The sequence below is a fragment of the Actinoallomurus vinaceus genome (assembly GCF_039542055.1).
GTDB lineage: Bacteria > Actinomycetota > Actinomycetes > Streptosporangiales > Streptosporangiaceae > Actinoallomurus > Actinoallomurus vinaceus.
Window position 1 is genome coordinate 351,614 of the sequence record NZ_BAABHK010000009.1, and the last position, 13,783, is coordinate 365,396.

The 13,783-nt window shown below is 72.6% G+C and carries 12 protein-coding genes; 6 read left to right on the forward strand and 6 right to left on the reverse strand.

The genetic code is table 11. The features are described from left to right. Positions 1–4 precede the first annotated feature (4 nt). From ABEA24_RS30560 to ABEA24_RS30585, 6 genes are all read left to right on the forward strand, one after another. Positions 5–613, forward strand: coding sequence for a hypothetical protein (locus ABEA24_RS30560; protein ID WP_345434635.1), 609 nt, complete (start codon positions 5–7; stop codon positions 611–613). After that, positions 610–1,941, forward strand: coding sequence for an O-antigen ligase family protein (locus tag ABEA24_RS30565; protein ID WP_345434637.1), 1,332 nt, complete (start codon positions 610–612; stop codon positions 1,939–1,941). The genes ABEA24_RS30560 and ABEA24_RS30565 overlap by 4 nt, the downstream gene beginning before the upstream one ends. Further along, on the forward strand, positions 1,938–3,632 hold the full coding sequence (locus tag ABEA24_RS30570; protein ID WP_345434638.1) for a hypothetical protein: 1,695 nt from the start codon (positions 1,938–1,940) through the stop codon (positions 3,630–3,632). Before ABEA24_RS30565 ends, ABEA24_RS30570 begins: the two co-directional genes overlap by 4 nt. A 296-nt stretch (positions 3,633–3,928) precedes the next feature. Further along, positions 3,929–4,489, forward strand: coding sequence for an RNA polymerase sigma factor (locus ABEA24_RS30575; RefSeq protein WP_345434640.1), 561 nt, complete (start codon positions 3,929–3,931; stop codon positions 4,487–4,489). A gap of 4 nt (positions 4,490–4,493) precedes the next feature. Next, complete coding sequence (locus ABEA24_RS30580) at positions 4,494–5,573, forward strand: CU044_5270 family protein (RefSeq protein ID WP_345434642.1); 1,080 nt, start codon at positions 4,494–4,496, stop codon at positions 5,571–5,573. 129 nt (positions 5,574–5,702) lie between these two features. Continuing rightward, positions 5,703–6,890 (forward strand): hypothetical protein, encoded by a 1,188-nt coding sequence (locus tag ABEA24_RS30585; protein ID WP_345434644.1) that lies wholly within the window; start codon positions 5,703–5,705, stop codon positions 6,888–6,890. 310 nt (positions 6,891–7,200) lie between these two features. Here ABEA24_RS30585 and ABEA24_RS30590 read toward each other — a convergent pair whose 3' ends face one another. Genes ABEA24_RS30590 through ABEA24_RS30615 form a run of 6 tightly spaced genes read right to left on the reverse strand, consistent with a single transcriptional unit; the run spans position 7,201 to position 13,775 of the window. Next, a complete protein-coding gene (locus ABEA24_RS30590; protein WP_345434646.1) occupies positions 7,201–8,286 on the reverse strand; it encodes a DegT/DnrJ/EryC1/StrS family aminotransferase in 1,086 nt (361 codons plus the stop codon). Further along, positions 8,279–8,917, reverse strand: coding sequence for an acetyltransferase (locus ABEA24_RS30595; RefSeq protein ID WP_345434648.1), 639 nt, complete (start codon positions 8,915–8,917; stop codon positions 8,279–8,281). Before ABEA24_RS30595 ends, ABEA24_RS30590 begins: the two co-directional genes overlap by 8 nt. Beyond that, positions 8,910–10,334 (reverse strand): oligosaccharide flippase family protein, encoded by a 1,425-nt coding sequence (locus ABEA24_RS30600; protein ID WP_345434650.1) that lies wholly within the window; start codon positions 10,332–10,334, stop codon positions 8,910–8,912. Before ABEA24_RS30600 ends, ABEA24_RS30595 begins: the two co-directional genes overlap by 8 nt. Continuing rightward, entirely contained in the window at positions 10,331–11,566 is a 1,236-nt protein-coding gene (locus tag ABEA24_RS30605) for a glycosyltransferase (RefSeq protein WP_345434652.1), read from the reverse strand. Before ABEA24_RS30605 ends, ABEA24_RS30600 begins: the two co-directional genes overlap by 4 nt. Then, entirely contained in the window at positions 11,563–12,660 is a 1,098-nt protein-coding gene (locus ABEA24_RS30610; RefSeq protein WP_345434654.1) for a DegT/DnrJ/EryC1/StrS family aminotransferase, read from the reverse strand. Before ABEA24_RS30610 ends, ABEA24_RS30605 begins: the two co-directional genes overlap by 4 nt. Further along, positions 12,657–13,775, reverse strand: coding sequence for a glycosyltransferase (locus tag ABEA24_RS30615; RefSeq protein WP_345434656.1), 1,119 nt, complete (start codon positions 13,773–13,775; stop codon positions 12,657–12,659). The genes ABEA24_RS30610 and ABEA24_RS30615 overlap by 4 nt, the downstream gene beginning before the upstream one ends. Positions 13,776–13,783 lie beyond the last annotated feature (8 nt).

Sequence of the window (13,783 nt, forward strand, 5' to 3'; positions counted from 1 at the left end):
GCTGATGGATCTACTCGGAACTCTTCGCGCTCTGACGCGATGGTGGTGGCTGACGCTCCTTCTCCTGCTCCTGTCGTTCGGCGGGGTCGCGTTCTTCTACACGGTGTTGCCGTGGACCTATCAGGGCACCGCGAGCGTACTGTTTTTGTCCTCTCCCATTCAGACAAAAGAGGCTGGCGGTAATCCCTATCAGCAGTTCGCCGATTCGCTGCACGTTTCCGCGGAGGCGGTCGGCCGCGCGGTGATGGACGCCCGTACGGTCGAGAGCCTGCGCAGGCACGGCTTCACCAGCGCGTACACGCTGAGCCCGGCGCCGGTGTACGCGGAGCCGGCGCTGGAGGTCGAGGTCGTCGGCGTGAACCCCCGCAACATCCAGTCGACGCTCGACGCGCTGCTCGCGGAGATCCCCCGGAGCCTCGCGACGATGCAGTCGGGGATGTCGGAGCGCGCCAAGGTGCGCACCCGGGTCATCGCGGCGAGCCGGGAGCCGCGGCGCGTGCCGAAGGAGAAGGTGCGGCTGCTCGTCATGGTCGTCGGCGTCGAGCTCCTGCTGTGCGTCGCGCTTCCCGTCGTGGTGGACACCGTGACCGATCGCCGGCGGACGGCCCGGTGACGGAGATCCACCGGCCGCTGGCGCGCACGGCGCCGGTCACGATCCTCACCGCCTACGTGCTCATCCTGCTGCTCATCCCATCGCAGTACGCCATCAGCTCGCTCGGCGCCGCGGGCACTCCCGCGGGCGTCCTCGCCGTGCTCTACTTCCTCTGGTACTGCTTCGCCTGGCTGAGCCCGCGGTCGGCCGTCGCCCGCGAGCGGCAGCCGCTACGCCTCGCGATCGCCGCCTTCCTCATCGCCGTGCTGCTCAGCTACGTCATGGCCATGACGAGGCCGCTGCAGGTGCTGGAGGTCAACGGCGCCGACCGCGGTCTCATCATCGCCGCCGGCTGGGCCGGCATCGCCCTGCTGACGGCGGACTGCGTCGAGCGTGTGGACAACCTCGAGGTGCTGCACCGCCGCATGTCCACGATCGGCGGGCTGCTGGGCGTCGTCGGGGTCACGCAGTTCTTCACCGGCCTCGACCTGGCCCGCTATGTCCATATTCCGGGTCTGGTCCAGCAGGTGCACATCTTCTCCTCCGTGCCGCGCGACGAGTTCAACCGCCCCGCCGGAACGGCCATCCACCCGATCGAGTTCGGTGTGGTGCTCGGGCTGCTCCTGCCGCTGGCCATCCACGGCGCGCGGTACGCGCCGGAGGGGCGCCGGGGGATCCGGTGGACGCAGGTCATCGTCATCGCCGCCGCGATGATGATGACGGTCTCGCGGTCGGCGGTGCTGGGCGCGTTCATCGCGCTGGTGGTGATCCTGCCCACCTGGGACGCCGGATCCCGGCGCCGCGCGTACGCGGTCATCGTGTGCTTCGGCGCGGCGCTGTACGTCCTCACGCCGGGGCTGCTCGGCACGGTGAAGTCGCTGATCACCCACATCGGCAACGACAGCAGCACGAACTACCGGACGCACGACTACGACGCGGCCGCGCACTACTTCGCGCGCAGCCCGTGGTTCGGGCGCGGATTCGGGACGTTCCTGCCGCAGTTCTACCGGATCTTCGACAACCAGTACCTCGTCACGCTGGTGGAGATGGGGGCGACCGGCCTACTCGCCCTGCTCGGACTCTTCGGCACGGGCTGGTGGCTGGCGCGGCGGGCCCGCGCGATGAGCGACGATCCGCGGGTCCGGCATCTGGCCCAGTGCCTGGCCGCGTGCGTCGCCGTCGCGGCCTTCAGTTTCGGAGTGTTCGACGCCGCGTCGTTCCCGATGACCTGCGGCCTGACCTTTCTCATCCTGGGCTGCTGCGGCGCCCTGTGGCGGTTGCTGCGGCCGCGGTCCGCGGCGGAGCCGTCCGCCGCCTCGCGGTCCGAACTCACCCGGAGCACCCAATGACGATCACATGCGGCGAGTTCCTCGCGGTGTCCGGCCGGACGGCGGAGGCCCCCTTCGGACCGGAGTCGGCGAGGCTGTCCTTCCCCGGTGGCGTCGTCTGGGCCACGGGCGAGCCGCGTGCCGGCACGGGCATCGCGCTGTCCCTGGGGCCGCGCGACCACGCGAAGGGGCCGCTGGCACCGGGTGATCTCGCCGGCCGGCTGAGGTCGGGCGACGGCCTCGGCGACATCGCGGCGCCGTACGCGGCCGTGCTCGTCGACGGCGACACCGTCACGGCCGCAACCGACCACCTCGGACTTCGCCACATCTACGGGGTGCGGGGAGTGGGCTGGGCGGCGATCTCCACCTCGGCGCGGCTGCTCGCCCGGATCGCCGGGGCTCCGCTCGACCTTCGGGCGCTGGGGGCGTACCGGCTCATCGGCCACCACCTGGGCGTCGCGACGCCGTACGAGGGGGTCACCAAGCTGCCGGCCGCCCATCGCTGGCGGCTCACCGGCGGGCGGCTGCACGAGGAGCCCTACCCGGTGCCCGGCTTCGAACCGGCGGCCGATCCGGTCCGGAACACGGCGCGCGTCCTCCGCGACGACGTGGAACGCGGCCTCGACGAGCATCCCGACGCCGTGCTGCAACTCTCCGGCGGCCTGGACTCGCGCGTGCTCCTCGCCGCCGTCCCGCCGGACCGCCGGCGCGGGCTGCGGGCGCTGACGCTCTCCTCGGCCGAGAGCCGGGACCACACGGTCGCCACCCGCCTGGCGGAGGCGTACGGCCTGCGGCGCGACGTCATCGACCTCGGCGGCCTGGCCGCGCTCGACCCGGCGGAGGCGTACGACCTCGTGCACAGCGCTGCGCTGCGCAGCGGTGGGCTCGGCAGCCCCATCGCGTTCGCCGTGCTCGACTGGGCGGAGGCACGGGCCCCGGGCGAGCCGCGGATCAACGGTTTCGGCGGGGAGACGGCCCGTGCCTTCTACTACCCGGCTCAGCGGCAACACCATCGGCCCACCCCGGCGCTGGTCGACCGGCTGGCGAGGTGGCGCGTCTTCACCCTGGAACCGGCCGACCCGGCGATGTTCGACCCCGAGTACGCGGCCGAGACGGAAGCCGCCACGCTGGCCACCCTCCGGGACGTGTTCGCCGCCTACGACACCGACTGGCTGACGGCGACCGACGAGTTCTACGTGCGGGAGCGCGCCCATCGCTGGGTCGGCGCGACCCTCACGGGGGCGTGCCTGCGCTACGTGACGCTCAGCCCGCTGCTGCACCCCGAATTCCTGGCCGCCGCCCGGTCGCTGGCACCGGAGGACAAGCGCGGGTCGCGGTTCAACGCTCGCGTGCTGATGGAGCTCGACCCGGAACTCGCGAGGATCCCCCTCGACACGGGGATCCGGCCGGACACCCTGCCGTCGCGCGGCCCGCTGCGGTCGTCGTACGACTTCGCGCGACGGGCGAGCCGCAAGGTCGGGCAGCGCGTCCGGAACAGCGGCAACCCCGGCGTCGGCGTGCCGACCGTCACCGAGCTGCTCGTCCGCCACTGGAGGGATAATCCGGACCTGCTGGAGCCGGTCGCCGCCACCGGCCTCGTCCGCGAGCAGTGGCTGGCGGAGATGCTGAGCGGCGCCCGCCGCCCCGGCGAGGCCACGGCCGCGTTCCTCGCCATCCTCGAGATCGCGGCCCGCCCTGACCGATCGGCTTGATCGTTCAGGGCGCCGATATTCCGGCTTGTGACGATGTCGGGGCGTCCCGGGGCGGATGTCGGCGATGAGGCCGGCCGAGGACGGTGACCTGGAGACCGATCCGTTCCCCGGACACCGCCGTCCGGCCTCGGCTCGCCTCGCCGATCAGGAGGAACGCACTCTCGAATCCACGTGAGCCGACCGCCTAAGGCGGTCAGCGTTTCGGTCGGGTCCGGCGAGATCGTCGTGGGATGGAAGGGTTGCGGGCGCTGCGGCGAACACACGCCGACATTACCGCCGCATGAAGGAGCCCTCCGTTGGCGTCACCTCCCGATGTGCATGCTCCCCCAGGGCGGTCTGCGACATTCGCCGCGATATTCGAGGCGTACTTCCCGCAGATCCATCGCTACATCGCCATGCGATTGGACGCTGATGCGGCCGAGGATCTGGCGGCCGAGACGTTCGCGATCGCCTTTCGCCGCTGGGACAGCTTCGACCCGGATCGCGGAGCGACCCGGTCGTGGCTGTTCGGTATCGCCACGAATTTGATCGCCAGGCATCGCCGCCAGGAGGCCCGGGCGTACCGGGCTCTGGAACGGCTGGGTGCGGACCCGAGCCGGGGAGTCCACGAGGACCGCGTCACCGACCGGATCAGTGCGGGTGAACTGCGGCCCCGGCTGGCGGGGGCGCTGGCGAGCCTGTCACCGCGGCTACGCGACGTGCTGCTCTTGGTCATCCTCGGCGAGCTGACGTACGAGGAGGTCGCCCAGGCCCTCGACGTGCCCTACGGCACCGTCTGCTCCCGCTTCAACAGGGCGCGTGCGCGCGTCCGTAAGGCGCTCGGTGAGACCAATCCCCTGCTCGATGAGTGGAGCTGACCCCATGGACGACGTGACCCTGATCCGGGAGTTCTTCGATGAGCCGGCGGCCCCGTCGCCCGCCCTCCTCGCCCGTGCCCGTGACCGAGCGCTCGGCTCCGGCCAGGCCGGTGATCGGGCCTTCGGCCGCCGAGCCGGCACGTTCAGAGCGCGGAGGCGTTGGACCGCGGGGGCGCTGGGCCTGAGCGCGGTCGCCGCGGCGGTGGCCGTCGCACTCTCGGGAACGCCTGCGCCCTCCTCAGACCGTCCAGGGCGGGCCACCGACCTTTCGGCCAGGGGGATCCTTCTCACCGCCGCCACCTCTGCCGCCGGCCGGCCGGTCGAGACCGGACGCTACTGGCACGTCAGTATCCGCAGCCGCCTGTATGTGTCCGTCGGCTCCGGGCGGGGGCGCTACACCGTGGTGAGTGAAACGCGCGATGAACGCTGGAACCCATCCGCGCGCGGCGTCCAGGGCGTCCTCATCTCTCAGCCTCTCGGGTTCCGCCCTGCCGGGCCCGCCGACGCGGCGGCATGGCGCCGCGCGGGCTCGCCGCAGAGTGTCCCGATCCGCAATGATCGGCTGTCCGCCAAGCCCGGACCGGCACAGGTCAGCTCCGGCGAGAGCATGAACCCTTTGGGCCGGACGGCCACGCTGCGGGACGTGCAGGCGCTGCCCACCGATCCGGCGAAGCTCAAGGCACGGCTTCTCCAGGCCGGAACCTCCGTCACTTCCGACGATTCCGAGCCGGTACGGGTCTTCATCATTGCGACCGCCCTGCTCCGCTACATGCCCCTCACCCCGGCCGTACGCGCCGCGACCTTCCGTGTGCTGGCCGACCTTCCCGGCATCACCAAGGTCGGCAAACTCAAGGACGGAGAAGGACGCGTCGGAACCGCGGTCGCGATGGTCGGTCACAAAAACGGCGGGACCTACCAGGAACGCCTCATCCTCGACCTGTCGACCGGGCGGGTCCTGGGCGACAGCGTCGTTGTGGTGACCCCCGCCCCATCCTCGACGGCGTTGCCCGCCGGTGCTCTGAGCGGGTCCAACACCGTCATCGCACAGAACTGGACCGACACGGCGCCCAGACCGGGGAACTGAGCGCCGGGCCGGTCGCGACGACCGACCCGCCGGCCGGGAGGCCGTGACCTCTCGATGCCGGTACCTCCATGACGTGTTCGGCGTTCCCGCCGGTCACGCTCCAGAAAAGATCGAAGATAGGAACGACGCATGTTCACGACGAGAGTGTCCGCGATCGGCCTGGCCGCACTCGCTGTGGCCCAGTTCGGAGTGATGCCCGCCAGTGCGGCTCAGGCGCCGCACTGGCGCCGGCTGACAGCACCGGTCGGGAGTGGCGCGACCCTTGGTCCCATCACCGCGACCGCCCGGGACGACGCGTGGGCGGCCGGCGGTCAGCTCATCCCACACCACCACCAAACCGCCGCCCATGCCCTACCGCGGACGTCCAGGAGCGGGAGTGACCAGTGCGACGACTCGAAGGTCTTCACCTCACGCATGCTGCGCTGGCAGGCCGGGGCCTGGCGGCGGGTGCCGGTGCCGGAGGTCGGAGGCATCGGCTCAATCAGTTCCGCGGGGCGCGCCAACCTGTGGGCCACGGCCGAATGCGGCATCTTGCACTGGTCCGGCCGGCGCTGGATCCAGGTGCCCGGCCCCAAGGTCCCCGGTGCGGCCGATGTCTTCGTGCGGCAGGTCAAGGCCACGGGCGCTGCTGGCGCATGGCTGGTCGGTACGGCCTACGACTCCATCTCCCACTCAGGGACGATGCGCGGATTCGTGCAGAGATGGGACGGCAGGACCTGGCGGGCGGTACCTCTCCCGGGACTGGGCGATGACTTCTCGCTGGACTCCCTTGATATGCGGAGCCCAAAGGATGTGTGGGCCGTGGGCACGGACTACACAGGAAACACGGACCACCCTGAACGACTGCTGCTCCTGCATTGGGACGGTCACACCTGGCGGCGGACGCCGCAACCGTCGACCGGTCTGGAGACCCAGCGGGTCACCAAGGTTCGGGCGTTCGCGCAGCACGACATGTGGCTCGTCGGATGGGGCAGGCGTGACGCGGTGGCACCGCGCCGTCCCATGGTGCTCCACTGGAACGGGCGTACGTGGACGGCCACGCAGGTACCCGCCGACGCCGTCGGCGAGCTGTTCGACCTGGCCCGCGACGGCCACGATCTCCAGGTGGCGGGTGACACCTTCAAAGGGTGGGGCCCCTACGGCATGCCGCTCATGCTGCACTGGACCGGGCGGAGCTGGGTGAAGGCACCCGCCCCGACGGGCGAGCTGGGATCAGTGCAGGGCCTGGCATCCATCCCCGGCGGAGGACTGTGGGGCACCGGCTACACCGTCAAGGGCGACACCCTGGGCAACCCCCTGCTCGCACGACGCGGGTAGTCGACCTGGGACGACACAGCACCCCGGCTCCCCATTGCCGCAGACGGTGGCGATGGCGAGCCGGGGTGCGCTCGGTCGTCATCATCTGGTTCCTGCAGCTCGATGCCAGGCTCATCCGGCTCCGCGGCGCGTCGGCGTCGTGGGGCCTTCCAAACGTTGACGTTCGTCGTCGAGAAGGACATCCAGTTGTCGTCCGGGGTATCTGGGAGTCGGGCGGCCAAGTCCTCGGCCTGTCCCAGCCGCGACACCGTGAACACGTCTAGATCCGGTCCCCGCGCCGTGAGACACGCCGGACGGGTTAACGATCAAGCTAGAGGGCCTTGCGGAGGGCGGTGGCGACGCGGTCCTGCTGCTCCTCGGTGATGTGCGGGAACATCGGCAACGAGAGGATCTCCGTCGCCGCCGTCTCGGTGACGGGGAAGTCTCCGGGGGCGTGTCCCAGGTCGCGGAAGGCCGGCTGCAGGTGGATCGGCATGGGGTAGTGGATGCCGGTCCGGATCCCCATCTCGGCAAGGGTCCGCGCCACCTCGTCGCGGCGGGGCACTCGGATGACGTACAGGTGCCAGACGTGCGTGTTGCCGGTGGCCTCGGCGGGCAGCGTGACGTCGGGAAGGCCGTCCAGCAGCGCGGCGTAGCGCGCCGCGGCGACGCGGCGGCGCCCGTTCCAGTCCGTGAGGCGGCGCAGTTTTGCGCGCAGCACGACCGCCTGCAGGGTGTCCAGGCGGGAGTTGAAGCCGAGCGTCTCGTGGCGGTACTTCACCTCGCTGCCGTGGTCGCCGAGGAGCCGCACCGCGCGGGCCAGGTCGGCGGAGTCGGTGAGCACGGCTCCCGCGTCGCCGTACGCGCCGAGGTTCTTGCCGGGGTAGAAGCTGGTCGCGGCGAGCCGGCCGAAGAGGCCGCGGCCGTCCTGGGACGCCCCCTGGGACTGGGCCGCGTCCTCCACGACGGGGATCCCGTGCGCCGCGATGGCGGCCATCGGCGCCAGCTGGCCGTACAGGTGGACCGGCACGATCGCGGCCGTCCGCGGCCCGATCGCCGACAGCAACAGGCGGGGTTCGAGCAGCAGATGATCGGGGTCGACGTCGACGAGGACAGGCCGCGCGCCGGTCCGGACGACCGCCTCGGCGGTCGCGACGAACGTGTTCGCCGGGAGGACGACCTCGCGGCCCGGCCCGCACCCCAGCGCGCGGAGCGCGAGCTCGAGCGCGTCGGTGCCGCTGGCGACGCCGACGCAGTGGCCCGCGCCGGAGAAGGCGGCGTACTCCCGCTCGAAGGCGCCGACGTCGGGCCCCTGGACGAACGCGGTGGTGTCGAGCACCCGGTCGAAGCCCGCCCGGATCTCGTCCGCGACTTCGGCGTGCGCGGCGGCGAGGTCGACGAAGGGAACGTCAGCCATGGCGGTGCTCCTCGGAGACGTGGCGCAGGTAACGCGCCGGATTGCCGGCCCAGACCTCTCCGGCCGGTACGTCGCGCGTGACGACCGCGCCCATGCCGACCAGGGCGCCTTGGCCGATCGTGCGGCCCTCCCGGACGAGCGCGCCGGCGCCCAGGTAGGCGCCTCGCCCCACGTGCACGCCTCCGGCGAGCCGGACTCCCGAGGCGATGGTGACGAAGTCCGCCACGACGTCATCGTGCGTCAGGGTGACGTGCGGCATGATCGCGACGTGCGCGCCGACCCGCACCGACGCGGTGAGCACGACCTGGGCGAGCAGCACCGAGCCCGGGCCGACCCGCGATGACGCCGACACCCAGGCGGTCGGGTGCACGAGTGTGGCGTAGCGCTCGGGTGGCAGGTCGAGCCGGTCGACGAGGCGCGCCCGGACACCGTTGTCGCGCGGGCTCCCGACGCATACGACGACCTGGGTGCCGGGCGGGACCTCCTTGGTCCCGCCGAGCACCGGGACGCCGTCGACGTCCGTGCCCTGCTTGGCCGGATCGTCGTCCAGGAAGCCCAGCAGGCGTTCGCGGGCGAGCTGCGCGGTCTCGCGCGCGAAGCCGCCCGCACCGACGATCACCAGATCACGCATGTTCGGCTCCTCGCAGTTCCCTGAGCGCGCCCCGCATCCGGTAGACCAGCAGCCCGGTCGCGGTGACCGCGACGGTGCCGGCGACGGCGAGGGCGAGCAGGTCGAAGGGGATCGCGCGGTGGACCAGCACGGCGGCCGGCCCGACGACCGAGGCGACCAGCACCGCCGGCGCGACGCGGGCACCGACGGCGCGGACGCCGATGCCCACCCGGCGCAGCTGCACCAGGTACAGCGGCAGCGGCACGAGCGCCGCGACGGCGGCGTGCGCGGCGGCGGCCCCGGCGATGCCGTCCAGCCGCGCGCCGATGATCAGCGCCGGCACCAGGACGGACAGCCAGACGACCTGGATCGTGAACACCGCGCGGGTACGGGTGAGGACGACGAAATAGTCGTACACCAGCTCGAAGAGGATCCGGAGCCCGCCGAGGAGCGCCAGCCAGAACAGGGCTGCGGCGGCGGGTTCCCACCGGGGCCCGTACACGAAGCGGACCAGCGGCCCGGCCGCCCCGCCGAGGAGCAGGCACACCGGCAGGGTCACCGCGGTGAGCAGCCCCGCGGTGGACAGGAACGTGCGCCGCATCGCCGGGGCGTCGTGCTGGAGGCGGGCGAAGGCCGCCGGCGCGACGCTGCGGACCGGTTGAGAGAACATTCCCACCGGCCAGTTCGACAGGTTGAACGCCAGCACGTAGAAGCCGAGCGCGGTGGGGCCGAGCACGTCGCCGACCACGAACTGGTCCACGCCGCCCACGGCGAAGACGACGACGCTCGACCCGGCGAGCGGCAGCCCGAACCGCAGCAGCCTCCGCGCCACCGCGCGGTCGAAGCCGAACCGCGGCGGCTCCGGGGAGAAGGCCACCAGCAGCACGCCCGAGCCGACGGCGCCCGCGAGCCGCCCGACCGCCAGGCTCATCGCTCCCCAGCCGGTGAGGGCGAGTACGACGGACACGGCCGCCCCGCCCCAGCTGTTGACCTGGTCGGCGATCATCTTGCGGTCCTGGCGGAACGCCCGCTGCAGCATGGCCGCCGGGGTGGCGACCAGGCCGTCGACCAGCACGCTGAGCGTGAGCAGCCGGATGACTCCGGTGGCCGCGGGCGCGCCCATCGCCGCCGCGAAGGCGGGCGCCCCGGCGAAGCAGCCCGCGTAGACCAGCCCGCTGGAGATCACCGAGATGGTCGCCACGGTCGGCGCGATCTCCCGTGGCTCGCCGGGCCAGCGCACGATCGCCAGGCTCACGCCGAGCTCGTTGAAGCTCAGCACCGCGAGCAGTGCCACCATCGCGACCGCGAAGACACCGAACTCCTTCGGGCCGAGGACCCGGGCCAGCAGGATGCCGATGGCGAGCGTGCCGAACCGCCCCAGCACGGTGTTGAGGAAGCTCCATCCGAGGGCGCGGGACGCCTGCCGGAACAGCGTCATCGCGAGCCCACGGGGCGGCTCAGCGAACCCTGCACGCTCCCCGCGACCGCGTTGAAGTCGTCGCGCGCGGCCGTCCCGCGCAGCCTCCCGTAGCGGCGGCGGAGCTTGTACGACAGCACCCGCCCGGCGGTGCTCGCCAGCTCACGGGCCGGCGAGCGCCAGGCGAGCGCGTCGCGGTAGATCTGCTCCTGGACGCGCGCCGCCCGCCGGAGCCCGAAGCGCGCGGCGACCAGGTCCCGGCCGTACGCACCCAGCTCCGCGCCCCGTTCCGGGTGGGCGACCAGTTCGCGAAGGATCGTCGCCAGCCGGACGGCCCCGTTCCCGTCGCCGAGGCCGTACCAGCCCTGCTTCAGGAACCGGCCGCACGACTCCGGCGTCAGCAGCTCGAAGAAACCCCGCTCGCCCTGGACGATCAGCGGGCGGGCGAAGGCGAGCGCCCGTAGCGCCGAGCCGCCCATCGCCAGCGCGACCGACGCCGCGGCGTACGCGGGACGGGGATCGTCGAGCCGCCCGGTGAGGACGACGCCGCGGCGGCCGAGTGCCGCGTTGACCCGTGCCGCGCGGGCCTCGACGGCCGGCCGGGCCGGGCCGTCGCCGACGATCACCAGCCGGATCGGCAGTTCCCGGCCGAGCTCGCCGACGACGTCGACGGCCGTGAGCACTCCTTCGAGCTTGAGCTCCTGGACGAGGCGGCCGACGACCACGACGTCGAAATGGTCCTCATCGAGCGCGAACCGTGCCCTGAACCCGTCCGCCGGGTGCCCCGGCGCGTTGGCGTCCACGTCGATCGGCGGCTCGATGAGATGGACCGGGCCCGGCCGTCCTATGGCCGTGCGTTCGCTGAGCTCGTGCGTGCCCACCACGAGCGGCAGCGACGCCGGAATGAACGGCGCGACGGACATCGACATCACCGTGCACACGGCCGCCGCCCGCCGGCCCGCCGCGTAGAACGCCTCGATCCCGGGCGGCCACTCGTACCCGTGGACGACGTCGTACCCGCGCTCGGCGATCAATCGGCGCAGGAGCCGTACGGTCGCCGGGGAGGGCCGTCGCCGGCCGGCGTCCAGGGGGAGGTGTTCGAGGCCGAGCGAGATCACCCGTTCGACCAGCGGGCCCGGCTCCGCGATCACGGCGACCTCGTGGCCGAGGTCCCGGACCGCGGCGGCCAGCTCGATCGCGTTCAGCTGGCTGCCGCCGATCTCCATCGCGTGCGGGTAGACAAGGATCTTCACCGCGCCTCCGCGATGACGGAGACGACCCGGTCCTGCTCGGCATGGGTCATCTCGTGGAACAGCGGAAGGATCAGGGAACGCCGCGTCAGCCGTTCGGTCACCGGAAGGTCGGCGGTGGTGCCGGCGTAGGCGGGCTCGAGATGGGCGGCCATGATGCCGCGCCGGGCCGAGATCCCCTCCTCGGCGAGTCGTGCCAGCAGGGCGTCGCGGCCGATGGGGTGGTCATCGGGCAGCACGATCCAGAACGACTGGTAGTTGGTCTCGCCGTACGCCGGGTCGCGGGCCGTTTCATAACCGGGCAGCAGCTCCTGGTACCGCGCGGCCAGGGCACGCCGCCGCGCGATGATCTCATCGAGGCGTGTCAGCTGGACGAGCCCGATCGCCGCCTGGATGTCGGTCATCCGGTAGTTGAAGCCAGTCTCGGAGTACTCCTCGACGATGGCCGTCCGGCTGGCGTGCCGCTCGGCGGCGCTCACGCTCATCCCGTGCTCGCGAAGCCGCCGCGCCCGCCGTGCCCGGTCGCCGGAGCGCGTGGTGAGCATGCCGCCCTCGCCGGTCGTGATCAGCTTGCGCGGGTGGAAGGACCAGGCGGCGATCTCGGCCCCCGCGCCGACCGGCCGGCCGCGATAGGTCGAGCCCGCCGCGCAGGCCGCGTCCTCGATCACCGGGACGCCGAGCGCGGTGATCTCGTCGAGGTCGCACGGCACGCCGGCCTGGTCGACGGCGATCACCGCGCGGGTCCGGGCGGTGATCACCGTCTCGACGGTCTTGGCGGTGACGTTGCCGGTGACAGCGTCGACGTCCGCGAAGACCGGGGTTGCGCCGCAGTACCGTACGGCGTTCGCGGTGGCGATGAACGACAGCGACGGCACGACGACCTCGTCCCCGGCGCCCACGCCCACGAGCAAGAGGGCCAGGTGCAGCGCCGTCGTGCACGACGACGTGGCCACGCCGTGGCCGGCGCCGACGTGGTCGGCGAACGCGCGCTCGAACTCCGCGACCCGCGGCCCCTGCGCCACCCAGCCCGACCGTACGGCCTCGGCGGCGGCGGCCGCCTCCTCGTCGCCCAGCACGGGCCTGATCACCGGGATCATTGGTTCTCCAATCCGAGCAGGGCGGCGAGGTCGCGAGCCCGCCGGGACCAGGTGTGCCGTTCCGCGAAGGCACGTCGCCGCGCCTGGAGCTCCGGCGTCCGGGGCACGGCGAGCTCCTTCTCGACGGCGGCCGCGAAGTCGTCACGGGCCGCCGTGCGCACGAGGTCCGTGCCGAGCCATGCCGTCGCCGGCAGGTCGGTCGAGACCACGCCGCGGCCGGCGGCGAGGTAGTCGAGAGTCTTGATCGGGAAGCTGGCCCGGTTGAAGTCGCTGGTCGCGTACGGCGTGAGGCCCACGTCGATGACCCTCAGGTATGACGCCAGCTCCTCGGCGGGCTTGCGCCCCGTCCAGCACACGTTCGCCCGCGCGACCAGGGCCGCGAAGCGCGCCGGCGCGTACGACGGGTCGTGCGGGCCGACGAGCAGCAGCGGGCGTCCGGAGCCCGCGACGGTTTCCAGGAGCGTGAGGTCGATCCGCGCGTTGATGTGCCCGACGAACCCGGCGACCGGACCGGCGAAGGACCCGGGCACGTCGCCGGGCCACGGCGCCGCGTCGGCGTCGACGGGGGTGCAGCCGTTCGGGATCACGACCGCCCCCGCGAACCTCTCCCGCAGCACGGGGGAGACGACCGCGACCGCGTCGGCGCGGGCGAGCTGCCGGGCCTGGGCCGCGCGCAGGTGCCGCGCCGATTGGCCCAGCAGCGCCGCGCCCGCCACGAGGTCGTCGGTGGCGTAGTACACGGCACGCGCACCCGGCACGGCGCCGAGCAGGTCGCCGGGGCCCGCGACGACCACGGCCGGCACGCGCATCCCGAGCCCGGCGGCGGCACGACGGGCCGCCCGGCGGATGAGCGCGTCGGTGACGGGGCGCATGCCGGGGCGCTGGGCGCCGGGCAGCACGCGTGGGGTGAGCCACCACAGCCCCGCGCGTACCTCGCGCAACGCCGGACCGCGCAGCGACGCCGCGAGGTGCGGGTGGATCAAGGGGGTCAGTACCGAGCGCGGCGGATCGACGTAGAGGACGGGCGTCAGGGCGGCGAGCCCATCGGCCATGCGCCGGTCCGTGCCCGCCACCCCGTCGTAGCCCGTGCCCCCGAAGTAGACGACCAGGTTCACGAGGCGCT